This window comes from Clostridium sp. AF20-7 (assembly GCF_003479275.1).
Taxonomy (GTDB): Bacteria; Bacillota; Clostridia; order Lachnospirales; family Lachnospiraceae; genus Otoolea; species Otoolea fessa.
Genome location: NZ_QUGF01000008.1, coordinates 167,966 through 192,792, shown reverse-complemented (window position 1 = coordinate 192,792; position 24,827 = coordinate 167,966). Strand labels below are relative to the sequence as shown.

Here is a 24,827-nt window from a genome sequence, read left to right as displayed (position 1 = left end):
AATAGAATATGAATGGAACTTAACACAACGCAAAAAGGGGAACTGCCACATGGCAGCTCCCCTTTTTGCCAGGAAACTTGTCTACTTATAGTACGAAGCGATGAATTAAAATTCTGGTTCGATCAATCCGTAGGTGTTGCCTTTACGTTTGTAAACAACATTGACCTGCTCGGTCTCGGAATTCAGGAATACATAGAAACTATGTCCTAAGAGTTCCATCTGTACACAAGCCTCTTCCGGATCCATCGGCTTCATAGCGAATTTCTTTACTTTGACGATATCTACTTCGTCGTTGGAATCATATTCTTCGTTTATGAAGAGGTCAGAGAATGCAACGGCTGCCTGTTTCTTGTCTACGATTTTATTCTTATATTTTTTGAGCTGACGCTCGATGATTTCTTCTACCAAATCAATCGATACATACATATCGTTGCTTTCCTGCTCTGCACGGATGATGGTGCCTTTGACAGGGATGGTAACCTCGATCTTCTGACGATCTTTCTCAACCGTAAGTGTGATATTCACTTCGGTGTCCTGATTGAAGTATCGCTCTAACTTTCCGATCTTCTCCTCTACAGCTGCTTTTAACCCCGGGGTAACATTGATATTTCTTCCAGTAATTTTATAACGCATAATCATCGCTCCTTTTTATTGGGATGGCTATAGTATACCACTTTTGGATGTTAAATTCAACCTTTTTCACAAAATTGTCAACACAATTAATTGAAAAACAGGTCGAAATACTGTGTCGTTTGATTTTTCACGAATTGCTGTTGTTTTATAAGGGAGTTGCGCGCGGTTTGTGCGGCGGACAATGAAATATTAAAAAAGAGTCTTGCAGGATAGGGCAGAATGGGTGTGTTTTTGCAACAAAAAAAGGTCGAAAAAGCTAGGAAAAACGGGGGTTTGGAGGCAATGCGAGGGTTCTTCATTTGTCAATAGATCTGCTTGTATTTTTGGAAGAAATATGCAAGTTTATGAGATCTGAACAAAAAAGAAATCAAAATGCGCCGGGGAAAACGGGGGCTTCGTGAACAGACGGAAATTGTGGATAATGTGGATAAGTCGGTGTAAAACTCCATTTTCCCTAAAAAAGGGAGAAAATGGGTGTGCAAAACTTATCCACAAAACTGGGGACAAAATGTGGATAATGTGGACAACAAGAAAGTCGAACATATATTTTGTGCAACTTGTCTGGTTTACCATAAAGTTGGCGGGATGGCAGAAGAAAAAACGTTTTACCTGGATAGGCAGGGAGGCGGCGTTTTACAGCTGGCACCCTGAACGGGAGCGAAGCAGGGTGGAATTTAGAGAAGTTCCAGAAACTTCTTGACCTGCGGAAGCCGATCACTGGTGGGTTGGCAGAGCAGATATGTATTGCGGACGAAGGGCGTGCCATCCTGCCAGAAAAGTGCCTCGGTGTAGCCGTCAAAATTATTCAGGCAGATGGAAGGCAGGATACTCCAGCCAAGCCCATACCGCACCATTTCCTTGCAGGTATCGATGCTGTCGATCTGGAAATTCCGTCGGATGCCGGTCAGTCCACGCGCTTCGAACCAGGAGAAGAGCTGGGAATTTAAGCCGGAGTCGGTGTTGTGGCTGATGTACGGATAGTCGGTCAGAGGACGCCCGGCGTCCTCGCGGCTGCAGATCAGGCACATGGGTTCGGAGGCGAGAAGAATCTTTTTGCCGTCCCAGTTATATTCGCCGCGCAGGATGGCGAGGGAGATTTCTTCTTTGCAAAGCATCTTGTAGAGCTGGCGGCTCTGCTCGGTCGTGATATGCACCTCTACTTTGGGATAGCGGTCTGTGTAGTCCTTGAGGATTGCCGGGAGGCGGTAGTGGGCGTAGTTCAGAGAACAGCCGAGTCGCAGCGTGCCGCAGATGTAGTCCTGGCTGGCGGCAGCGAGTTCTTCCATCTGCTCCATATTTTTTAGGATCGTGCGGGCGCAGGGCAGCAGGCTTTCGGCTGCCGGGGTGAGGAGCACGCCGCGCTTGGAACGGATGAGCAGCGGACAGTGCAGTTCTTCTTCCATCTTCTGAATCCGCTTGGTGATGGCAGGCTGTGTCATATAGAGAGACTGCGCCGCCTTTGTTATATTTTTGTGCTGGTCGAGCGCCAGCAGCAGTTCATAATCACGTTTATCCATATCGAACTCCTTATCATTCCAAATTGTTATGAATCTTGATAAGATCATACCATTTTACAGCGGATGGGGCAATGAGTTATAGTATGTATAAGGAAAAATTAATAGTAGGTTGTAACTGTTCACAGGTGGGGATTTTTTTGAACTGAAAATTCCGTACGATACAGGGCAGGGGCGAAGGAAAACTTCGTTTAAAATTTTGTGGCTGATTTTCCGCCAGCCGCACCCGAATTTCAGAGGCGGACGCAACGCCAACGCCTCAGAAATTTGGGCACAACTGACAAAAAATCATCTCGCAAAATCAAACACAGAAAGATTCCGAGAGTACATTTATAGGAGAAGGAGGAGAATTATGTACATGAAAAAATATCCATGTGTCTACATGAGAGGAGGTACCAGCAAAGCGGTATTTTTCCACGAGAAGGATCTGCCGGAGGATAAGAGTCTTTGGGATGATATTTTCCTGAAAGTCATGGGTACCCCGGATGTGAAGCAGATTGACGGCATGGGAGGAACGGTTTCCTCGACCAGCAAGATTGCGATCATTGCACCGTCTGACAAGCCGGGCGTGGATGTGGAATACACATTCCGTCAGGTGGATATCGTGATTCCGAGAGTGGACGGAAGTGCAAACTGCGGAAACATCTCATCGGCGGTTGGTCCGTTTGCGATTGATGAAGGTCTGGTTCCGGCGGTTGAGCCGATCACGGTGGTGCGCGTGTTAAATACGAACACCAATAAGATCATTGAGGAACATGTCCGCGTTGAGGACGGCCATGCGATGGTACACGGCGACGAGGTAATTCAGGGGGTTCCGGGAACAGGTTCCCGCATCGATATGTATTTTGAGGATCCGGCTGGTTCCAAGACCGGAAAGCTGTTCCCGACCGGGCAGAAAAAAGAGGTATTCGATGTACCGGAATATGGTCCGGCGGAAGTGACTGTACTTGATTGTTCGAACCCGATGGTATTTATCAAAGCATCGGATCTGGGAATTAAGGGATCCGAGCTTACGGAACTGAATCAGAATAAAGATGTGATGGAACACATCGAGCGTATCCGCGGCATGGCGGCAGTGAAATGCGGTTTCGTGGAGAACTGGGAGGACGCGCGGACGAAATCGACGTCGGCTCCGAAGGTTTCCATCGTCTCTGCTCCGCAAGACTACATCAATATGGATGGAAATGAAGTAAAAGCGGATACGATGGATCTCTGCTGCCGGGCGATCTCGGTCGGCGCACTTCACAAGGCGTACCCGATGACTGTAGCAGTCGGAACAGGCGCAGCAGCACGGATTTCAGGCACAATCGTCAATGAGATTGTCAACCCGGCGCCGGATCAGGATATTATCCGTCTGGGACATGCGAGTGGCGTGACCGAAGTGGATGTTAAGATGGACGGCGAAAAAGTCAGCAAGGGCGGCGTGACACGGACGGCGAGACGTATCATGGACGGCTGGGTGTATGTGAGAGACTAATGCAAGAAATGAAAATGGAAGATAGCTGGAAAAGTAAAAAAGCAAGCTTTGCCACATTGCAATGGACGTCGTAAAAGAATAAAGGTAACCTGGCAACAAACACAAGATAGAAGAGGGAGAATGATTATGGGACTTCAGGTAGTAGCACTTGGATGCCTGATTGGGGCGATTGTACTTGGATTTGTGAAGAAAACAAATGTAGGTCTGGTCTGCTTCGGTCTGGCTTTGATACTGGGAAAAATTGGCGGCATAGGTGCGTCAGATATCTATAAAGGATTTCCATTTAAGCTGTTTGCAACCCTGCTCGGAACGATGCTGTTTTTCAGCCTCTTACAGCAGAATGGAACTCTGGAAAAGATATCGGATCGTCTGATAGGACTTTGCGGGAAACATTTATTTTTAGTACCGATTATCATTTATGTAGTTAGTTTTGGTTTATCTGCAGCCGGACCGGGCGCGATCAGCGTGCAGTCGGTTACCGTCCTTTTTGCAGTCGCATTGGCAGTACAGATGAAGGTAAGTCCGATTCTGATGGGTGTCATGGCGATTCTCGGTGCGGTCGGCGGAACGGCTTCCCCGATTGCCCTGACAGGTATTATCGTAGGTGATATGATGACAGAGATGGGAATTGAAGGTTCCATCAACAATATTTTCATCGGTGTCAGCGTCAGCAATTTTGTCTGTGCAGTTGCGATGTATATCCTTTTAGGCGGCTACAAGCTGCGCGGAAATGCAGAGAGCGGCGAGAAAAAGGTGGAGAAATTTACGCGGAATCAGTGGCTCAGCCTGATTGCTCTGGTAATCATGGTTGTGTTGGTTGTCGGCTTCTCCTATGATGTAGGACTTCTCTGCTTCACACTGGCAATGATTCTGATTTTACTTGGTACAGCAGATGAGAAAAAAGCGATCAAGGCGATTCCGTGGAGTGTTCTGATTCTGATTGCAGGCGTCAATGTCCTGATGAATATTACCCAGACAATGGGCGGCATCGACCTGCTTTCCTCCATCCTGGCATCCTTTATGACGAAGCGGACGGCTGGTTCGATCATGGGCTTTACGGCAGGCTTAATGTCCTGGTTCTCCAGTGCAAACGGCGTTGTATTCCCGACTCTGATTCCGACGGTTCCGGATATCGCATCCCAGGTAGGTGGTGCATCCGTCATGCAGATTATCACTGCAATCGTGTGCAGCGCAACTGTTGCAGGTATCAGCCCGCTTTCAACCGGCGGCAGCCTGATTCTGGCAAGCTATGCACAGGAGACGGACTGCAGCGATAAGGAGCAGCAGAAGATGTTCGGTACTCTGTTCGCACTGTCCGCGACGGTCGTTGTGATTGTGTGTGTACTGACCTTTATCGGAGTGACAAGTTTTGTTGGATAATTGACAGAGTCAAGAGGAGAAAGCCGAAGTTCAGAAACTTGAATGCCATTTTGAATGGATTTGGTGTTGAAAATGGAACAGGCAGGTTTCTGAACAAACGTTAAGTGAAAGTTTAAGGAAAGGGAGAATCTACCATGAAACAGTTCGCATATGTAGGATGCCGCACCACCAAGGAGCGCAACGCCCGCGGCAAAGGCATCCGTATTTTCGAAATAGAAAATGGAACCTGGAAACCGGTTGGACTTTTAGAAGGTCCGGTGAATCCGTCCTATTTTTGTCTGAATGAAGCACAGGACATGCTGTATACCATTCATGGTGATTACAGCGAAGTCAGCGCTTATCGAATCCAGCCGGATGGAAAACTTGTCTACTGCAATACAGTGGGCACACATGGAACGAATCCGGTGCATCTGGTGCTTGACAGAAGCGAAAAATGGTTGTATGTGGCAAATTTACAGACCGGTGCAGTTTCACTGATTCCGGTGCTGAAGGATGGAAGTCTTGGAAAAATCAAGGAATTGTATTTCATTTCCGGTAACGGCGGTCCGGGTTATATTTCTCATCCGCATCAGACGATGCTTGACCGGAGCGGACGCTGGCTGGCAGTTCCATCCCAGGGACGGCTTCAGGGTGTCGGAAAAATTACATTATTTGAAACAAACGGAACAGAAGGAACACTGAGAGAGCATTTTGCCATCAAGGGACGCACAGGGGCAGAGCCGAGACACTGCGTATTTGCACCGAGCAATCGTTTCTGCTATTGCGTGAATGAGAAAGACAGTACGGTAGCGGCGTACCGGTTTGATGAGAACGAGGGAACGCTGGAGCCGATGCAGATTTTGACGAGTCTGCCGGAGGACTATGCTGGAGACGGCTGGGCGAGCGCTATCGATATGGATGCAGAGGGAAAGACCCTGTACGTATCGAACCGCAAGCATGACAGCGTGAGCGTGTACCATCTTGACGCTGAGACAGGCCGGATGAGCTGGATGCAGAACATTAAGACCGGCGGTGAACAGCCAAGATTTTTGACTGTCAGTCCGGATGGAGAGTGGGTTGCTGCAGCCAATGAGGTAACAGACACCATTGTATGCTTCAAGAGAAATGAGAATGGAAGTTTACAGGAAAATCCGGTGGTAGTAGAAACGGAGAGCCCCGTCTGCATAGTATTTAAGACCCGGTAGAGAAAAAAACGAGATATTTTTGAATTGAAAAGCCGATTTTTAGCAGAAAAATGAGAATGATTCGATTGGCACGAATCGTAACGAAAGGAGTACATATATGGTAACCTTACATGAGGGAAAACAATTCATTATAAATAACGATCACATTGCAAGTGCAGAGGAAGCTGCAAAGCTTTCTGAAGAAGCAGCAAAGAAAGAAACACTGACCTGGCAGGTGCTTTCAAAACACAATCACTCAGACAATATGGAACATCTGGAAATCCAGTTTGATTCTATGGGTGTGTATGACAATACCTACGTCGGCATTCTCCAGACAGCTTACGCAAGCGGTCTGAAAGAGTTTCCGATGCCGTGTGTATTTACAAACTGCCATAACTGTCTGTGCGCAGTCGGCGGTACTATTAACACCGATGTCCACAAATATGCAGAATCTGCCTGCCGTAAATCCGGTGGTATCTTCGTTCCGCCTCATGAGGCAGTCATCCATCAGTATATGCGTGAGATGATCGTTAACTCCGGCGATATGTCGATTGTATCCGATTCCCACACCCGTTATGGTACACAGGGTTCCGTCTCCATCGGCGAAGGCGGTCCGGAGCTTGCAAAGGCAATGCTGGGAAAATACTATGAGATCGACTATCCGGGTGTGATTGCCGTTCTTTTAACCGGTACCCCGAAGCCGTGGGTTGGTCCGATGGATGTGGCTTTGAGCATCATCGGCAAGGTATTTAAGAATAATTTTGTGAAGAATAAAGTCCTTGAGTTCATTGGACCGGGCGTACACAGCCTGTCGATGGATTTCAGAAACGGTATCGATACGATGACAACCGAGTCTGCCTGTCTGTCTTCTGTGTGGGCGACGGATGATAAGGTAAAAGAGTATTTTGAGATCCACAAACGTCCGCAGGGCTTCAAGGAGATGGTTCCGGGCAATGCAGCACTCTATGACAGCGTAGTAGAGGTAAATCTGGATACGATCGTTCCGATGATTGCGCTTCCGTTCCATCCAAGCAATGCATATCCGTTAGCGGATGTCATCGCTGAACCGGAGAAATATTTAAAGATGGTAGAAAAAGAGGCAGAGCGTGTTTTCGAGAATAACAAGGATATTCATCTGGATCTCTGCTCTAAGATTCATGACGGCAAGATCAAGGTTGATCAGGCGGCGATCGCAGGCTGTGCAGCCGGTTCCTTCGAAAATATCTATGCGGTTGACCAGATCGCGAAGAAGATGGACAAAGGACTGGGAACCTTCCCATTCAATATTTATCCGGCATCTCAGCCGATTATGTATGAGTTAAATAAAATCGGTGTCTTAAATGACCTGATGGGATATGGTGTGCGTGTGAAGACAGCATTCTGCGGACCGTGCTTCGGCGCTTCGGATGCACCTGGAAACAATGATTTCTGTATCCGTCATAGCACTCGTAACTTCCCGAACCGTGAGGGAAGCAACCCGGCAACCGGTCAGATCGCATCGGTTGCGCTGATGGATTCCAAGTCAATCGCGGCAACTGCATTTAATGGCGGCTATTTAACCTCTGCAGAGAACTGCCCGGTTGTATTTGAAACACCATCCTATGAATTCAATGAGCACATTTACGAGAACATTGTATACAATGGATTTGGAAAAGCAAAACCGGAGACAGAGATCGTTTATGGACCGTCCATCAAGGACTGGCCGGAGATGGAGCCGTTAAAAGAAAATCTGTTATTACAGGTAGCCAGCGTAATCCGTGACGAAGTCACAACCACAGACGAACTGATTCCGTCCGGTGAGACAGCCTCCTATCGTTCTAATCCGTACAAGATTTCAGAATTTACTCTGATTCGTAAGGATCCGAAGTATGTTGGCCGTGCGAAAGCGGCACAGGAGTATGAGAAGGCTCGTCTGGCTGGTGACAGCGCTAAGGCTGGTGAATTTTATCAGGTACTGCAGGCAGCTGGCGTTACAACATCGCTTGAGGATCTGATGCAGACAACCGGTATTGGTTCCGTACTGTATGCAAAACGTCCGGGTGATGGTTCTGCCCGCGAGTATGCAGCAAGCTGTCAGAAGGTGCTTGGCGGTCTGGCTGACATCTGTATCGAGTACGCAACCAAGCGTTACCGCAGCAACTGCGTCAACTGGGGTATCCTTCCATTTACCTGTGATGAGGCGGAAATTAATCTGGAAGCTGGCGAGTATGTATATCTGCCGGGTATCCGTGAAGCAGTTGAAAAGGGTGCAAAGGAATTTGAAGCAACCGTTATCGGAACAGACGGCAGCAGCCGGAAGCTTATGCTGGCTCTCAAGGATGTGACCGAGGCGGAGAAGGAAGTTCTGCTGGCGGGAAGCTTGATTAACTTTTACAAAAACACAAAATAAAAATGGGAATCGGGCGGTTGCTTGTGAGTATTGTGAGTAGACGCTGAATCCTGTCTGTACGCCCGGAATCCCGGATGCCCGATGGGGCGGGGACTGCGGGCGTATAATCAGTCGTGAAAGATTGAAACAGCCAAAATGTGAGAAATAGTTTAAAAGAAAGGGAAAGAGAGTCTATGAATATAGAAGAAATGCAGGCGCAGAGAGACGCTGATTATGAAAAATATAAGGCAGAAGGGCGCATCTGGGGCACAGTTCCGCGTGAAAAGATTGTGCAGATTCAGATTCCACGTACCAGCAAAGAGGTGATTGACCGCTACTATGCGCTGGAAGATATGAGTACGGCTGTATCGGACATTCTGGATACTTACGGCATTCACGGTGCTGTTCCAAACACCTGCTTAAAGCCGGTCAAGGCAGGCTCACGCCTGGTGGGAACAGCTGTCACGGTCCGCAGCATCCCGTCCCGCAAGACGGCGACGCAGGGACAGCGAGACAAAGATAAGATTTTGATGTCCACGAAGGATATTTTCTACCTGGGCGAGGCGGGCGATGTGCTGGTGTCCGATTTCGGAGGCAATCTGGAGTATTCCAATATCGGTGGCCAGAGCTGCCATCTGGCGAAAGTACGTGGATTTGCAGGCTGCATCGCTTATGGAAGCTGCCGCGATACGGAGGAGATCAGCCGGATGGATTTCCCGGTCTTTTCCTGCGGCGTGACGCCGATGACCGGAAAATACCACATGGAGTGTGCAGAAGTGAACGGACCGGTCAGCCTCTGCGGCTGCCTTGTCATGCCGGGCGACCTGATCGTGGCAGACGGTTCCGGTGTCTGCATCGTTCCGAATGAGCTTGTCGAGGAAGTGCTTGAAAAAGCGGAGAAGTCCGCGGCAAAAGAAGAAGAATTTTCCCGGATTCTGGAAGCAGGCGGCGGGATTGAGGAACTGAAAAAAGCAAAATAATAAATAGGTATTTTCGGGGGATATATTTCATAGAAACAGGGATTTGTTTACCATGCTGGAAGCGAGGTAAGCAGGTCCCTTTGTTCGTGTATGGAGGGTCTTGTTTTATGGCTGGGATTTTCCGGGTACGGCAGGTTCGGGTTATCTCAGCCGGGCGCGTGCGCAGCGTAAATGTAAAAAAATAATGAAATCATTGAATAAAATCCCCGTTAGTGTTAGAATAAATAAGATTGTATAACTATGCCTATATGATCTTTATGTATTAAAACATATCATTTATGATGGAATGAAATAAAATAACTAGATTTAGAATGTAAGAAATAGGAGAGAAAAGCATGAATCTGATAGAGAAAGTGTTTGGTACCCACAGCGAACGCGAGCTGAAGCTGATCCGCCCGATCGTGGATAAGATTCTAGGTATGCGCGAGCAGATGACTGCCTTATCGGATGATGAACTGCGCGACAATACGCGCAAGTTCAAAGAGCGCCTTGCAAACGGCGAGACGCTGGACGACCTTCTGCCGGAGGCATTTGCAACCGTGCGTGAGGCGGCGAGACGAGTATTAAATATGGAGCATTACCCGGTTCAGCTGATCGGTGGTATCGTCCTGCATCAGGGACGTATCGCAGAGATGCGTACTGGTGAGGGTAAAACCTTGGTTTCCACCGCACCGGCGTACTTAAATGCGCTGGCTGGAAAGGGTGTATTCATCGTTACCGTCAACGACTATCTGGCAAAACGAGATGCAGAGTGGATGGGCGAGGTTCACAGATTCCTCGGCCTGACGGTCGGCGTGGTTTTAAACTCGATGAATTCCGACGAGCGCCGGGAAGCTTATAACTGTGATATTACCTACGTTACCAACAATGAGCTTGGTTTCGATTATCTGCGTGACAACATGGCGATCTACAAAGAGCAGATGGTTATGCGGAATCTGGACTATGCGATTATCGATGAGGTCGATTCCGTCCTGATCGATGAGGCGAGAACTCCGCTTATCATTTCCGGACAGAGCGGCAAGTCCACGAAGCTCTATGAGGTGTGCGATATTCTGGCACGTCAGCTGGAAAAGGGCGAGGAATCAGCGGAATTTTCCAAGATGGCAGCCATCATGGGCGAGGAGATCGAGGAGACAGGCGATTTCGTAGTCAATGAGAAAGATAAAGTAGTCAACCTGACCGAGGCTGGTGTGAAGAAGGTCGAAGATTTCTTCCACATCGAAAACCTGGCGGATCCGGAGAACCTGGAGATCCAGCACAACATCATTCTGGCACTGCGTGCCAACTACCTGATGTTCCGCGATAAAGACTACGTGGTAAAAGATGACGAGGTTCTGATTGTCGATGAGTTTACCGGACGTATCATGCCGGGACGCCGTTATTCCGATGGTCTCCATCAGGCGATTGAGGCAAAAGAACACGTACATGTGCGTCGTGAGAGCCGCACACTGGCTACCATTACGTTCCAGAACTTCTTTAATAAGTTCAATAAGAAAGCAGGTATGACCGGTACGGCACAGACTGAGGAGAAGGAGTTCCGTAACATTTACCAGATGGACGTTATCTCCATCCCGACGAACCGCCCGGTACAGCGTATTGATTACGAGGATGCGGTTTATAAGACGAAAAAAGAGAAATTCCATGCGGTTGTCGAGGAAGTGGCAGCAGCCCATGAAAAGGGACAGCCGGTTCTGGTTGGTACCATTACGATCGAGACTTCCGAGCTTCTGAGCAAGATGCTGACAAGACGCGGCATTCCGCATAAGGTATTAAATGCGAAGTTCCATGAGCTGGAGGCTGAGATCGTAGCAGATGCAGGTATCCACGGTGCCGTTACGATCGCGACTAATATGGCAGGTCGTGGTACGGATATCAAGCTGGATGAGATTTCCAGAGAACTGGGCGGCTTAAAGATTATCGGTACAGAGCGTCATGAGTCCAGACGTATTGATAACCAGCTGCGCGGTCGTGCCGGACGTCAGGGCGATCCGGGTGAATCACGTTTCTATTTGTCTCTGGAAGATGATCTGATGCGCCTCTTTGGTTCTGAGCGTCTGATGAATATGTTCAACGCCATGGGCGTACCGGAGAATGAGCAGATCGAGCACAAGATGCTTTCCAAGGCGATCGAGAAGGCACAGATGAAGATCGAGACCAACAACTACGGTATCCGCGAGAACCTGTTAAAATACGACGAGGTTATGAACGAGCAGCGTGAGGCAATCTACGCAGAGCGCCGCCGTGTACTGGATGGCGAGAATATGCGTTCCGTTATCATGAAGATGATCACGGATATCGTAGAAAACGCCGTAGATATGTCCATCTCTGATGAGCAGGAACCGGCTGAGTGGGATCTGTCCGAGTTAAATTCCCTGCTGCTTCCGGTTATCCCGTTAGAGCCGATTCAGCTGGCGGAAGATCAGCAGCATATGAAGAAAAATGAGCTGAAACATATGCTCAAAGAGGCGGCAACGAAGCTTTATGAGACACGCGAGGCAGAGTTTACAAGCGCGGAACAGGTACGCGAGATGGAGCGCGTGATCCTTCTGAAAGTGGTTGATGCAAAGTGGATGGCTCATATCGACGATATGGATCAGCTGCGCGAAGGCATCGGTCTGCAGGCGTATGGTCAGAGAGACCCGCTGGTTGAGTATAAGATGAGCGGCTATGAGATGTTCGACAGCATGACGGCAGCGATCCGTGAGGATACCGTCCGTATTCTGTTCCACATCCGTGCAGAGCAGAAGGTCGAGCGTGAACCGGCTGCCAAGGTAACGGGAACCAACCGTGACGACAGCACCGTGCAGGCACCGAAGAAGCGTGAGGAGAAGAAGATTTACCCGAACGATCCGTGCCCATGCGGTTCCGGCAAGAAGTACAAACAGTGCTGTGGACGGAAGCTGTACGCGAAGAATTAATAGATGAAAGAAGGCAGGCTGCTGTGATTTTGCAGCAGTCTGTGCAGAAAATTCCCGAAACTATGGCGAAATACCTGGTTCCGGGAATTTTTCCAAATATAAAAAAGAGTTACGGTCTATATGTGTGTGATCCGTAACAAAATATAACTGAAAGAATGCTGAACCGTTGAGAAAAATGGCAGCAGATAGATGAGAATGGAGAAGGTGAGAGCATGGTTGAATTAGATCAGTTTAAGTATACGTTATCAACCTACGATGAGACGCTGAAAGAGGTCAAGGATTCCCTGGATCTGGAAAATAAGGAGCGCCGCATCACGGAGCTTGACAAATCAATGGAAGAACCGGGCTTCTGGGATGATCCGGAGCGCTCGACCAAGACGGTCCGTGAGGCGAAAAATCTCAAAGATACCGTGGATGGCTACAAGCACCTTGAACAGCAGTATGAGGATATCCAGGTCATGATTGAGATGGGCTATGAGGAAAATGACCCGGCGATGATTCCGGAGATTCAGGAGATGTTAGATGAGTTCGTCAAAGAGCTGGAAGAACTCCGCACAAAGACACTCCTGTCCGGCGAGTACGACGGCTGCAACGCGATCCTCAAGCTGAACGCGGGCGCGGGTGGTACCGAGGCGATGGACTGGTGCAGTATGCTGTATCGTATGTACCAGCGCTGGGCGGACAAAAAGGGCTTTACGACCGAGGTGCTTGATTTCCTGGATGGCGACGAGGCGGGACTTAAGTCCATCACACTGCAGGTCAACGGCGAAAATGCCTACGGCTACCTGAAATCGGAGAAAGGTGTCCATCGTCTGGTCCGTATTTCCCCGTTCAACGCGGCTGGCAAGCGTCAGACCTCGTTCGTTTCCTGTGATGTCATGCCGGATATTGAAGAAGATCTGGATGTGGAGATTAATCCGGACGATCTGCGGATCGATACCTATCGCTCGAGTGGTGCCGGTGGACAGCATATCAACAAGACGTCCTCCGCGATCCGTATCACGCATCTGCCGACCGGTATCGTCGTACAGTGCCAGAATGAGCGTTCCCAGTTCCAGAACAAGGACAAGGCGATGCAGATGTTAAAGGCAAAGCTGTACCTGCTCAAACAACAGGAGAATGCCGAGAAGTTGTCCGACATCCGCGGCGATGTCAAGGACATCAACTTCGGAAATCAGATTCGTTCCTACGTTATGCAGCCGTACACGCTCGTCAAGGATCACCGGACAAACGCGGAAAACGGCAATGTGAACGCGGTGATGGACGGTGATATTGATCTGTTTATCAGTGCGTATTTAAAGTGGATCAGCCTGAAAAACCAGAAGACAGAAGAAGCATAAAAGAAGATAAAACAGCCTGGATTGGCGGCACAAAAGTTTGACGGAGAAGAAAGCGCTCTGTCGAGTGCCGTCAGTTTGGGCTGTTTTTTTACAGATACAATTCGACTATAATGAAAGAAATAGATTGCAGAGTGTCAATAAATGTGATAATATCTTTCTGGTAAACACAAATGTATTTCTGGTGCGTACACAAGCGGAGATGGAATGGAAGAAAAAACAAAGTATTATCTGTTAAAGCAGAAAGCAGTGCCGGAAGTCCTTTTGAAGGTGGCGGAAGCGAAGAAGCTCATTGCGTCAGAAAAAGCGATGACGATTCAGGAGGCGACCGACCAGCTGGGGATCAGCCGGAGTTCCTTTTACAAGTATAAGGACGATATTTTTCCATTTTATGACAACGCCAAGGGCAAGACGATTACCATGGTGCTGCAGATGGATGATGAACAGGGACTTTTATCGGATCTTCTTCATATCGTAGCGATTTACAAGGCAAATATTCTGACGATTCATCAGAGTATTCCGGTCAACAATGTGGCGACGCTGACACTCAGCGTGGAAGTCCGTTCGGATACCGGAAATATATCGCATATGGTCGAAGAGATGGAAGAAAATTCGGGAGTACACAACGTAAAAATTATAGCCAGGGAGTAAAGATTATGATTCAGGTAGCAGTGATGGGCTATGGAACAATTGGTTCCGGAGTCGTAGAAGTATTAGAAACCAACAAAGACAAAATCACAGAAAAAACCGGCAAAGAGATTGCAGTAAAATATATTCTGGATCTGCGTGAATTTCCGGGTGATCCGCACGAAGCGCAGATTGTTCATGATTTTGAGATCATTGAAAAAGACGAAGACGTAGAGATCGTTGTGGAGGCGATGGGCGGCGTCAATCCGGCATACAAGTTTGCAAAAGCGTGCCTGTTAGCCGGTAAGCACGTTGTGACCTCCAACAAGGCACTTGTAGCGGCACACGGCACCGAGCTTCTGGCGATTGCACGCGAGAAGAACTTAAACTTCCTTTTTGAAGCCAGCGTAGGCGGCGGCATTCCGCTTCTGCGTCCGCTGACTCAGTCTCTTGCAGGCGAGAAGATCGAGGAAATCAGCGGTATCTTAAACGGTACAACCAACTATATCCTTACCAAGATGGCAAGAGAAGGTCAGACCTTTGAGGAAGCCTTGAAGAAAGCGCAGGAACTCGGATATGCAGAGCGCAACCCGGAGGCAGACGTAGAAGGCTACGATACCTGCCGCAAGATCACGATTCTTACCTCACTGGCAACTGGAAAAGAAGTAAATTACGAAGATGTGCCGACCGAGGGCATCACAAAGATTACCGATACTGATTTCAAATATGCGGCAAAGCTGGGAACTTCGATTAAACTGTTTGGAACCAGCCGCATGGAAGGCAATAAAGCCAGCGTCTATGTATGCCCGATGATGATCGGACCGGATCATCCGCTCTTTGCAGTCAATGACGTATACAATGCAGTCATGGTTCGCGGCAATACACTTGGAACCGTCATGTTCTACGGCAGCGGCGCCGGAAAACTCCCGACCGCCAGCGCAGTCGTCAGCGACATCGTAGAGATCGCCGGACACATGGAAGACAACATCCCGACCGGCTGGACCGACGAAAAACAGCCAGTTGCACCGATGGGCGAAGTAACCTTCAGCTACTTCCTCCGACTGGCAGGCAAATCAGCCGACAAACTTGCCGATGTGCGTGCAGCCTTCGGTGAAGCAGAAACCATCGAACTCCCGGAGATGGACGAATTTGCGGTCATAACCGGAGAAATGACCGAAGCACGCTTCCGGAAACTGGCAGCGGTATTCGAGGAAGATATCCGCCAGACGATTCGCTATACAAAATAGGATATAAAGTAAAAAGCACGCCAAAGTCATTCATGACGCGGTGTGCTTTTTAACGCAAGAAATACACAGAAAAAGGTCCTCTTGCCAATCATTTTATTGTAACGGACCAATCAAACTCTCATACAACTCCATTGCCTGATCAAAAAACGGCGCATATTGCGGATCCGTAATCATATGGTACACCTGGATCAGGCAGAAAAACTCAACTACTCCAAAGATGGTAGACATAACTCCCAGTATCAGCCCGACCACTGCGCTGCCGCGCCGCGGCTGTCCTTCCTCCTTGGATAGGACAAACAGTACATTCGCCGACATTCCGAGCAGAATCGCGGCGGAAAAACTCAAAAACAGGGAGAAAAATGCGAAGATGCCGCACATCATTGACATCGTGGCATAGCGGCGCGAACGATTGCGCCGGGTTTCATTTGTATCTGAATGTTCCTTCGGAGAAGGTGTTTCATCGTAATAACTCATCGTATATCTAATCCTTTCATAACTGTGAAAAAAGAAAACAGCTACATCCTTTTCTGAAAATTAGAGACAGCCGCCAAATAGGGCAAAACAAAATCTATGCCCATCTGGCGGATTGAATCCGATAAAAGTGTATCATGAATAAAGCCGCTTGTCCAGTTAGGCATTGACTTGCGAAATATGCGCTGGAATGGTATGATTAAACAGCGTATTGATATTGAAGGAGAGTTTTTGCATGGATATTATACAGGCATTGAAAGAAGAGCTTCAGATAGGGAGAAATCAGGTCGAAGCGGCGGTAAAGCTGATCGATGAGGGAAACACGATCCCGTTCATCGCGCGCTACCGCAAGGAGGCGACCGGTTCCCTGAATGATGAGGTGCTGCGCCAGCTAGATGAGCGACTGCGCTATCTTCGGAATCTGGAGGATAAAAAGGAGCAGGTGATCGGTGCGATCCGCGCCCAGGAGAAGCTGACTCCGGCGCTGGAGAAACAGATCCGCGATGTGGCGACGCTGGTTGCGGTGGAAGATCTTTATCTTCCGTACCGCCCGAAACGGCGCACCCGTGCCGGAATTGCCCGTGAGAAAGGGCTGGAACCGTTAGCAGTCTGGATTTACAAGCAGGAAGCGGGCGGCAGCCTGGAGGCGGAGGCGGCGAAGTATGTGTCGGAAGAAAAGGGTGTTGCAGATGTTTCAGAGGCAATAGACGGCGCGCGTGATATTCTGGCTGAGCAGATCAGCGAGATGGCAAAATACCGCAACTACGCACGTAAAAAGACGATGCAGGACGGTCTTTTGGAGGCATCCGCAAAGGATGAGAAGATACAGTCGGTGTACGAGATGTATTATCATTTTTCCGAACCAGTCAAAAAGCTGGCGGGACACCGTGTGCTGGCGATCAACCGCGGTGAGAAAGAGAAGATTCTGAGCGTGAAGCTTATAGCGCCGGAGGAGCAGATTGTCCGGTATATGGAGAAACAGCTGATTATCCGCCCGGATGGGGATGCGGCGCGCGTGATGGAAGAAGTGATTCTGGACAGCTACCGCCGCCTGATCGGACCGGCGATCGAGCGCGAGATCCGCGCGGGGCTGACAGAAACGGCAGAGAACGGCGCGATTCAGGTATTTGGCAAGAACCTGGAACAGCTCCTGATGCAGCCGCCGATCGCAGGATGTGTGGTGCTCGGCTGGGATCCGGCATTCCGGACGGGCTGCAAGCTGGCGGTTGTGGATGAGACGGGAAAAGTGCTCGATACGACGGTCATTTACCCGACTGCGCCGCAGAACCGCGTGGAAGAGTCGAAGGAGATCGTGAAAAAGCTGATCCGCAAGTACGGCATTTCCCTGATCTCAGTGGGGAATGGTACGGCAAGCCGAGAATCTGAGCAGATCATCGTGGAACTCTTAAAAGAAATTCCGGAGAAGGTTCAGTATGTCATCGTCAATGAGGCGGGCGCGTCGGTTTATTCGGCGAGCAAGCTGGCGACGGAGGAATTTCCGCAGTTTGACGTCGGACAGAGAAGTGCGGCATCGATCGCGAGACGCCTGCAGGATCCGCTGGCGGAGCTGGTAAAAATTGATCCGAAATCCATTGGAGTCGGTCAGTACCAGCATGATATGAACCAGAAAAATTTAAGCGAGGCGCTGCAGGGCGTGGTGGAAACGTGCGTAAATAAGGTCGGCGTGGATCTGAATACGGCATCGGCGCCGCTGCTCGCCTATATTTCCGGCATTAACAAGACGATTGCGAAAAATATCGTGGCATACCGGGAGGAGAATGGCGCATTTTCAACGCGCCGTGAGCTTTTGAAGGTGGCGAAGCTGGGACCGAAGGCGTATGAACAGTGCGCCGGATTTATGCGGATCCAGGGCGGCAAGAATCCGCTCGATGCGACGAGTGTGCACCCGGAGAGCTATAAAGCAGCGGAGGCACTTTTAAAGCAGCTTGGACATGATCCGAAGGAGATCGCGGCGGGCGGCATCCGCAATATCCGCAAGGAGATCGCGGATACGGCAAAGCTGGCAAAAGAGCTTTCGATCGGCGAGCCGACCTTACTCGATATCGTGAGCGAGTTGGAAAAACCGGCGCGCGACCCGCGTGAGGAGATGCCGAAGCCGATTCTCCGTACGGATGTGCTGGAAATGAAGGATTTGAAGCCGGGCATGATTTTAAAAGGAACCGTGCGGAATGTCATTGATTTCGGTGCGTTTGTGGATATCGGCGTGCATCAGGATGGTCTGGTTCACGTGTCCCAGATGACAGACCGCTATATCAAGCATCCGCTGGAGGCGGTCAGCGTCGGGGACATCGTGGAGGTCAAGGTGCTGGCGGTTGATGTGGCGAAGAAGCGCATTTCGCTGACGATGAAAATCCGGGAGACGAAGTAAACCACGGCAGATTCAGCCGTTGGTATAGGATGCAGGAGCGCTGACTGGAATGGGGCGGCGGATAAGGCATAGAAAATTAGGGAGAAGATAAAATGGACTTACGTGTAAAAATACAGCCAAAAGAGATTTTTATTTATTCGATGTACAATTTCTGGGCGGGAATGCGTGGAATCGGAAGCATCATACTGACGGTGCTCGTCATTATTGCGGCGGCAGCCAGCGAGGAACGTCTGGGAACGCAGGTGACGAACCTGGTGATTCTGGGTGTGATTGCCTTGACAGGCTTTCAGATTTTTGCAATCTGGAAACAGGCAGAGCACACCGCCGGGGATGCGAAAAAGGGCGCTGAGATTGTATTTCATATTGGAGACGAGGGCATCCGTACCCGCCAGGCGAACAGCAAGGGCGAGATCAGCTGGGATAAGCTGGTAAAAGTGAAAAAGATCGCGGGAATCTATGTGCTTTACCTGGATCGGGACAAGGCATACCTGATGCCGAAGCGCGTGTTCAGAGGTTCGGAGGAGCAGATTTTTCTCAGTATGCTTACAAGAAATCTGCCGCAGGAAAAGAGAAGAGGAATTCGAGCATGATGATAGAAACAAACAGCCCGGAAGAGACGTATGCGTTTGGAAAAAAGCTTGGAATGGAAGCCCAGGCAGGGCAGGTGTATTGTTTGAATGGTGATCTGGGCGTAGGAAAGACGGTCTTTACCCAGGGGTTTGCCGCGGGACTTGGAATTCAGGAACCGGTCAACAGCCCGACTTTCACGATCGTGCAGGAGTACGACGATGGGCGCCTGCCGCTCTACCATTTTGATGTATATCGTCTCGGCGATGTGGACGAGATGGATGAGATTGGCTATGAGGACTATTTCTACGGCGAGGGCATCTGCCTGATCGAATGGTCGGAGCGCATCCGCGAGATCCTGCCGGAACATCCGATCCAGATCACAATTGAAAAGGATCTGGAAAAGGGCTTTGATTACCGGAAAATTTCAGTAAACGAGCAGTAGCCGGCGACAGGAGGAAAGAGAAAATGAGAATTTTGGGAATCGAAAGCGCATCCCTGGTGGCATCGGTTGCTATTGTTACGGATGATGTGATCACGGCGGAATATACGGTGAATCTGAAAAAAACGCATTCGCAGACACTTCTTCCGATGATTGATGAGATTGTGAAAATGCTGGAGGTGCCGTTGGAAAGCATCGATGCAATCGCAGTATCCGGCGGTCCGGGCTCTTTTACGGGGCTTCGGATTGGCTCTGCGACAGCGAAAGGACTGGGACTGGCGCTTGGGAAGCCGCTGATCCATGTGCCGACGATGGATGCGATGGGATATTGTCTGTACGGGGCTTCGGCGCTCATCTGCCCGATGCTGGATGCGAGACGGCAGCAGGTGTACACGGGACTCTATCGGTATGAAGAGAAGTTCGAGATTGTGAAAGAACAGTACATTACGGATATCCATGCGTTGATTGCCGAGTTAAATGAGCGCGGCGAGCGCGTGATTTTCCTGGGGGACGGTGTGCCGGTCAACCGGGCGGTGATCGAGGAAGAGATGAAGGTGCCGTATTCGTTTGCACCGGCACAGGCGAGCCGTCAGCGAGCTTCGGCGGTGGCAGCGCTTGGCGCAGTGTATCTGGCAGAGGGAAAGACTGAGACGGCAGCCGAGCACAAGCCGGATTATCTGCGGAAATCGCAGGCGGAGCGCGAGCGCGAGGTCGCAGAGCGCCAGGGCGAGATGGATAAGCTGGCAGCCGGTATTGTGGTTGTGGAGAAGAAATAATGGCGGCAGAAACGGGAACGCAAAAAGGGCTTCGTGTTCAGATAGTGGATTTACAGCCGGGGGATCTTCCGGCGGTCCGGGCACTGGAACTGGAATGCTTTTCGGATGCATGGTCGGAGAAGCTTTTACAGGATCTGCTGACGAGCAGCTGGGATAAAGCCTGGGTGCTGAAAGAGGATGAAACCGTCTGTGGCTACTGCAATTTCCGCGTCATTGCCGGGGAAGGCGAGCTGATGCGGATCGCGGTTCACGGCGCGTGCCGGGGGCGCGGCTATGGGCGGCTTCTGATGGAACGGCTGTTAAGGGAAGCAGAGGAAGAAAACGTCGAGGATATCACCTTGGAGGTGCGTGCATCCAATGGCCCGGCGATTGCGCTGTATGAGGCGTATGGCTTTCAGAAAGAGGCGGTTCGGAAGAATTATTACAGCGGGCCGACGGAAGATGCGCTGATTTATTGGAAAAGAAGCGGAAAAAGCATTGACAGATGAAATGGAAATGAGTATACTGTTTAACAGATAAAAGCGTAACACTTTACAGTATTAAACTAAAAGAAAAGAACGGTAGGAGGTTCATATGCTGAGTCAGGTATCTATTTTTGCAGAGAATAAGAAAGGACGTTTACAGAATATTACATCCCTTCTTCAGAAAGAGAATATTAACATCTGGGGTTCGATCACGAATGACAGTGCGGAGTACGGTATTATCCGTATGGTTGTTTCTAATCCAGAGCACGCGGAGAAAGTGCTGGCGGAAGCTGGTTATCTCTGCCGTCTGACAGAGGTGCTTGGCGTCGAACTGGATGACGAGGTCGGAGCACTCAACCGTCTGTTAATTTCCCTCGAAGAGAGCAATATCAATGTAGATTACCTGTATCTCTCCTTCAATCGTGATTCTGGCAAGCCGGTTATGGTGCTTCACACGGACGATGTGAGGGAGGTCAGCATCTGCCTGACATCGAAGGGATATAAGGTACTGTAAGTATTTCCAGCACTTTCCGCTTAAAAACCGGTATAAAAAACAGTATAATGATGGAGAAGCTGTGGAGGACATGGCTTCTCCATTTTGCGTATATAGAAGAGAAAGGCGAGGAGAGCATGAGAAAATATGGAGAGAGCGGCATTCTTCTGTCGGTTGTCTGCAACCGGTGCGGGAAGAAGCTGGCGGTGAAAGAAGGCATTCTGCGCGAAGGAGCGGCGCATTTTGATGTGGCATGGGACTATTTTTCAGAGAAAGATGGGGAGGTGCATCATTTTGATCTGTGCGAGGAGTGCTATGATGGAGTGACGCGGGAATTTCTGATTGAGGCAGATAAGGAGGAGAGGACGGAACTATTGTAGAGTCGTGAGGGGAACGGAGAAACGCGGGACAGGCGGTGCGCCATCTGCGTCTCGCCAGTGAATTGGATTGCTGAATTTCTGGCTTGCAACATAGTATTTCTTTATGATATTATTAAATGATATGGGAGTTAGGAGAAAAGCTGTTTTGACAGCTTTTTGCATGACTTTTAATTAAAAAGATTTATTATGAATCATTTATTTAATAGAAAAGAGGATGTTCCATGTTAGATGTATGTTTGCTGGGAACGGGAGGGATGATGCCGCTGCCGTATCGGTGGCTGACGGCTTTGATGGTCCGCTGCTCGGGCAGCAATTTGCTGATAGACTGCGGGGAAGGCACGCAGATTGCGTTGAAAGAAAAGGGCTGGAGTCCGAAGCCGGTGGATGTGATTTGTTTTACACATTATCACGCGGATCATATCAGCGGTCTGCCGGGACTTTTGTTGACGATGGGAAATGCGGAGCGGACGGAGCCGATCACGATGATTGGACCGAAGGGACTGGAACGCGTGGTGACGGCACTGCGGACGATCGCGCCGGAATTGCCGTTTCCGCTTGAGTTTATCGAGCTGACGGAGCCGAGACAGCAGCTTCAGATTGGACCGTATGTGATCGATGCGTACCGGGTCAACCATAATGTGACCTGTTATGGGTACTCGATTTCGATTCCGAGAAAGGGACGGTTCGATGTGGAACGCGCGCGGGCGCAGGAGATTCCGCAGAAGTTCTGGAGCCGCCTGCAGAAGGGGGAGACGATCGAGGAGGAAGGCAGAACGCTGACACCGGATATGGTGCTCGGAGGTGACCGGAAGGGAATCAAGGTGTCATACTGTACCGATACGAGACCGCTTCCGGTAATTGCGGAGTACGCGAAGGATGCGGATCTGTTTATCTGTGAAGGCATGTACGGCGAGGACGGGAAAGAAGCCAAGGCGAGAGAATACAAGCATATGACATTCCAGGAGGCGGCGCATCTGGCGAAGGAGGCCCAGCCGAAGGAAATGTGGCTGACTCATTACAGCCCGTCGCTCATCCGTCCGGATGATTATATGGATAAAGTGCGTGAGATATTCCCGAGAGCGAAAGCCGCCCGCGATGGCTGGACGGCAGAGCTGGGATTTGATGAGGAGTAAGGGCGATGCAGACGGAAGAAAAGAGAGAGAATATAGAAGAAAAGAAGGAAGAACGGATGGAAATGCCAGTTTCAGGAGCATTGGAACAGGGACCAGGGAAAGCTCCGGTATCGGGGGCAGAGATTTCCGTGCATGATACAGAAAACGGACACTCATCAGAAGATGTTTACATTCTTGCAATCGAGAGTTCCTGTGATGAGACGGCAGCTTCAGTCGTGAAAAACGGACGTACCGTTCTTTCCAATATCATATCTTCCCAGATCGATCTTCACACGCTGTTTGGCGGCGTTGTGCCGGAGATTGCGTCGAGAAAGCATATCGAGAAGATCAACCAGGTTATTGAAGAGGCGCTGACAGAGGCACATATGAGTCTGGAGGAGATGACGGCGATTGCAGTTACCTACGGTCCGGGGCTGGTTGGCGCGCTTTTGGTCGGTGTGGCGGAAGCCAAAGCACTCGCGTATGCGGCGAAGAAGCCGCTGGTCGGCGTACACCATATCGAGGGGCACGTATCGGCAAATTTCATCGAAAATCCGGATCTGGAACCGCCGTTCATGTGCCTGATCGTGTCAGGCGGACATACACATCTGGTGATTGTGAAAGATTATGGCGAATTTGAGATTCTGGGACGCACCCGAGACGATGCAGCAGGCGAGGCGTTTGACAAGGTGGCACGCGCGGTCGGGCTCGGTTATCCGGGCGGCCCGAAGGTCGATAAGGCGGCAAAAGAGGGGAATCCACATGCGATTGAGTTTCCACGGGCAAAAGTGGGCGACAATCCATATGATTTCAGCTTCAGCGGCTTAAAATCGGCGGTCTTAAATTATATTAACCATGCGAAAATGATGTGCGAGGAGATTAATGTGCCGGATCTGGCGGCTTCGTTCCAGAATGCGGTTGTGGAAGTGTTGGTATCGCGCACGATCGAGGCGGCGAAACAGCATGGCTATAAGCGCGTGGCGATCGCCGGTGGTGTGGCATCTAACTCCGCTCTCCGGGCGGGCATGGAGAAGGCCTGTAAAGAGGCGGGCATCCAGTTTTTCCATCCGTCACCGATCTTCTGTACGGACAATGCGGCGATGATCGGCGCGGCGGCGTACTATGAATATAAGAAGGGCGCGCGCGCAGGCTGGGATCTGAATGCGGTGCCGAATTTGAAGCTGGGCGAGAGATAATACAAATTTTTTCAGGAAGAATTGTTTTGCGGTTAGTTTTTTTTAAAATATTGATTTGACAAAAAGTGGAAAAAGAGTGTTTTAAGAGATCGTTCTGGCATGGAGGAGAAACGAGATGGAACATACATTGGATCAATTTGGGAAAGAGAAAATTACACCGCATCCGACCCGCACCGCCGCTATCGTTCTGGCAGCCGGACAGGGAAAACGGATGAAAAGCAAGATTCAGAAGCAGTTTCTCCTTCTGGAGGAAAAGCCGGTCATCTGGTATGCACTTCACGCGTTTGAGGAGAGCCGGGTCGATGATGTGATTCTGGTGACCGGGGCGGATGAGATCGCGTACTGCCGGGACGAGATTGTAGGAAAATATGGATTTTCCAAGGTGCGCGCTATCGTTGCGGGCGGAAAAGAGCGCTACCATTCGGTCTACGAGGGTTTAAAGGCGCTCGGCAGCCAGCTTTCCTATGGGGAGGGGGACTGCGTCCTGATTCATGACGGGGCGCGTCCGTTTGTGGACGAGCCGATGATTGAACGTATCGTATCAGATATACGAAGTTATAGCGCAGCAGTGGCAGGCATGCCGTCAAAGGATACGGTCAAGCTGGTGGATGCGGACGGATTTGCCTCTGTGACGCCGGAACGGGCGCATGTCTGGATGATTCAGACACCGCAGGGATTTACTTACCCGCTGATCCGCGCGGCGTATGACAAGATGATGAGTCGGGAAGAGTACCAGCAGGGAGTGACGGATGATGCGATGGTGGTCGAGACGATGACCGATCACAAGGTGCGCCTGACCGAAGGTTCTTACCGGAATATCAAGGTGACAACGCCGGAGGATATGGAGGTTGCGGCTGCATTTTTACAAAATAAAAAAAGTTAATAGGTCTATT

The 24,827-nt window shown here is 49.9% G+C and carries 22 protein-coding genes; 19 read left to right on the top strand and 3 right to left on the bottom strand.

Going from position 1 to position 24,827, the window contains the following annotated elements; genetic code table 11:
* Positions 1-105: 105 nt before the first annotated feature.
* Positions 106-633 carry a ribosome-associated translation inhibitor RaiA gene (gene raiA / locus DWX68_RS10330; RefSeq protein ID WP_022360630.1) on the bottom strand — a complete coding sequence of 176 codons (528 nt, stop codon included), beginning with the start codon at positions 631-633 and terminating at the stop codon, positions 106-108.
* 674 nt (positions 634-1,307) lie between these two features.
* Positions 1,308-2,150: a LysR family transcriptional regulator gene (locus DWX68_RS10325; RefSeq protein WP_117796095.1), complete on the bottom strand. Its 843-nt coding sequence runs from the start codon at positions 2,148-2,150 to the stop codon at positions 1,308-1,310.
* Between the two features lie 355 nt (positions 2,151-2,505).
* Here DWX68_RS10325 and DWX68_RS10315 point away from each other — a divergent pair, with 355 nt between their 5' ends.
* From DWX68_RS10315 to DWX68_RS10275, 9 genes are all read left to right on the top strand, one after another.
* Positions 2,506-3,624, top strand: a complete 1,119-nt coding sequence (locus tag DWX68_RS10315) for a PrpF domain-containing protein (RefSeq protein ID WP_207663958.1) — start codon at positions 2,506-2,508, stop codon at positions 3,622-3,624.
* A gap of 126 nt (positions 3,625-3,750) precedes the next feature.
* Positions 3,751-5,004: an SLC13 family permease gene (locus tag DWX68_RS10310; RefSeq protein WP_118468422.1), complete on the top strand. Its 1,254-nt coding sequence runs from the start codon at positions 3,751-3,753 to the stop codon at positions 5,002-5,004.
* A gap of 134 nt (positions 5,005-5,138) precedes the next feature.
* Positions 5,139-6,188, top strand: a complete 1,050-nt coding sequence (locus DWX68_RS10305; RefSeq protein ID WP_118629330.1) for a lactonase family protein — start codon at positions 5,139-5,141, stop codon at positions 6,186-6,188.
* Positions 6,189-6,285: 97 nt separating this feature from the next.
* A complete protein-coding gene (locus DWX68_RS10300; protein WP_118629328.1) occupies positions 6,286-8,556 on the top strand; it encodes a hydratase in 2,271 nt (756 codons plus the stop codon).
* 173 nt (positions 8,557-8,729) lie between these two features.
* Entirely contained in the window at positions 8,730-9,515 is a 786-nt protein-coding gene (locus DWX68_RS10295; protein WP_207663957.1) for an RraA family protein, read from the top strand.
* A gap of 335 nt (positions 9,516-9,850) precedes the next feature.
* Positions 9,851-12,433 carry a preprotein translocase subunit SecA gene (gene secA / locus DWX68_RS10290; RefSeq protein WP_118468417.1) on the top strand — a complete coding sequence of 861 codons (2,583 nt, stop codon included), beginning with the start codon at positions 9,851-9,853 and terminating at the stop codon, positions 12,431-12,433.
* Between the two features lie 212 nt (positions 12,434-12,645).
* Complete coding sequence (prfB, locus tag DWX68_RS10285) at positions 12,646-13,773, top strand: peptide chain release factor 2 (RefSeq protein ID WP_117796089.1); 1,128 nt, start codon at positions 12,646-12,648, stop codon at positions 13,771-13,773.
* Between the two features lie 204 nt (positions 13,774-13,977).
* Complete coding sequence (locus DWX68_RS10280) at positions 13,978-14,421, top strand: ACT domain-containing protein (RefSeq protein ID WP_107001373.1); 444 nt, start codon at positions 13,978-13,980, stop codon at positions 14,419-14,421.
* A gap of 5 nt (positions 14,422-14,426) precedes the next feature.
* Positions 14,427-15,644: a homoserine dehydrogenase gene (locus DWX68_RS10275; protein ID WP_118629326.1), complete on the top strand. Its 1,218-nt coding sequence runs from the start codon at positions 14,427-14,429 to the stop codon at positions 15,642-15,644.
* Positions 15,645-15,737: 93 nt separating this feature from the next.
* Here DWX68_RS10275 and DWX68_RS10270 read toward each other — a convergent pair whose 3' ends face one another.
* Positions 15,738-16,118 (bottom strand): hypothetical protein, encoded by a 381-nt coding sequence (locus tag DWX68_RS10270; RefSeq protein WP_118492426.1) that lies wholly within the window; start codon positions 16,116-16,118, stop codon positions 15,738-15,740.
* A gap of 232 nt (positions 16,119-16,350) precedes the next feature.
* On the opposite strand from DWX68_RS10270, the gene DWX68_RS10265 reads away from it, so the two are divergent.
* The 10 genes from DWX68_RS10265 (at position 16,351) to ispD (ending at position 24,817) form a co-directional block, all read left to right on the top strand.
* A complete protein-coding gene (locus DWX68_RS10265) occupies positions 16,351-18,504 on the top strand; it encodes a Tex family protein (RefSeq protein ID WP_118629324.1) in 2,154 nt (717 codons plus the stop codon).
* A 92-nt stretch (positions 18,505-18,596) separates the two neighbouring features.
* Positions 18,597-19,094: a YcxB family protein gene (locus DWX68_RS10260; RefSeq protein ID WP_118629322.1), complete on the top strand. Its 498-nt coding sequence runs from the start codon at positions 18,597-18,599 to the stop codon at positions 19,092-19,094.
* Positions 19,091-19,516: a tRNA (adenosine(37)-N6)-threonylcarbamoyltransferase complex ATPase subunit type 1 TsaE gene (gene tsaE / locus DWX68_RS10255; RefSeq protein WP_022360622.1), complete on the top strand. Its 426-nt coding sequence runs from the start codon at positions 19,091-19,093 to the stop codon at positions 19,514-19,516. Before DWX68_RS10260 ends, tsaE begins: the two co-directional genes overlap by 4 nt.
* A gap of 23 nt (positions 19,517-19,539) precedes the next feature.
* Complete coding sequence (tsaB, locus tag DWX68_RS10250) at positions 19,540-20,289, top strand: tRNA (adenosine(37)-N6)-threonylcarbamoyltransferase complex dimerization subunit type 1 TsaB (protein ID WP_118492422.1); 750 nt, start codon at positions 19,540-19,542, stop codon at positions 20,287-20,289.
* Positions 20,289-20,777, top strand: a complete 489-nt coding sequence (rimI, locus tag DWX68_RS10245) for a ribosomal protein S18-alanine N-acetyltransferase (RefSeq protein ID WP_118629320.1) — start codon at positions 20,289-20,291, stop codon at positions 20,775-20,777. The genes tsaB and rimI overlap by 1 nt, the downstream gene beginning before the upstream one ends.
* Before the next feature lie 85 nt (positions 20,778-20,862).
* On the top strand, positions 20,863-21,267 hold the full coding sequence (locus tag DWX68_RS10240) for an ACT domain protein (protein ID WP_022360619.1): 405 nt from the start codon (positions 20,863-20,865) through the stop codon (positions 21,265-21,267).
* A gap of 116 nt (positions 21,268-21,383) precedes the next feature.
* Complete coding sequence (locus tag DWX68_RS10235; RefSeq protein WP_181357235.1) at positions 21,384-21,626, top strand: hypothetical protein; 243 nt, start codon at positions 21,384-21,386, stop codon at positions 21,624-21,626.
* Between the two features lie 221 nt (positions 21,627-21,847).
* Positions 21,848-22,759 (top strand): ribonuclease Z, encoded by a 912-nt coding sequence (locus DWX68_RS10230; RefSeq protein ID WP_118293360.1) that lies wholly within the window; start codon positions 21,848-21,850, stop codon positions 22,757-22,759.
* 5 nt (positions 22,760-22,764) lie between these two features.
* Positions 22,765-23,934, top strand: coding sequence for a tRNA (adenosine(37)-N6)-threonylcarbamoyltransferase complex transferase subunit TsaD (gene tsaD / locus DWX68_RS10225; RefSeq protein ID WP_243027691.1), 1,170 nt, complete (start codon positions 22,765-22,767; stop codon positions 23,932-23,934).
* A 115-nt stretch (positions 23,935-24,049) separates the two neighbouring features.
* Positions 24,050-24,817, top strand: a complete 768-nt coding sequence (ispD, locus tag DWX68_RS10220) for a 2-C-methyl-D-erythritol 4-phosphate cytidylyltransferase (RefSeq protein ID WP_118293361.1) — start codon at positions 24,050-24,052, stop codon at positions 24,815-24,817.
* The last annotated feature ends 10 nt before the right edge of the window (positions 24,818-24,827 follow it).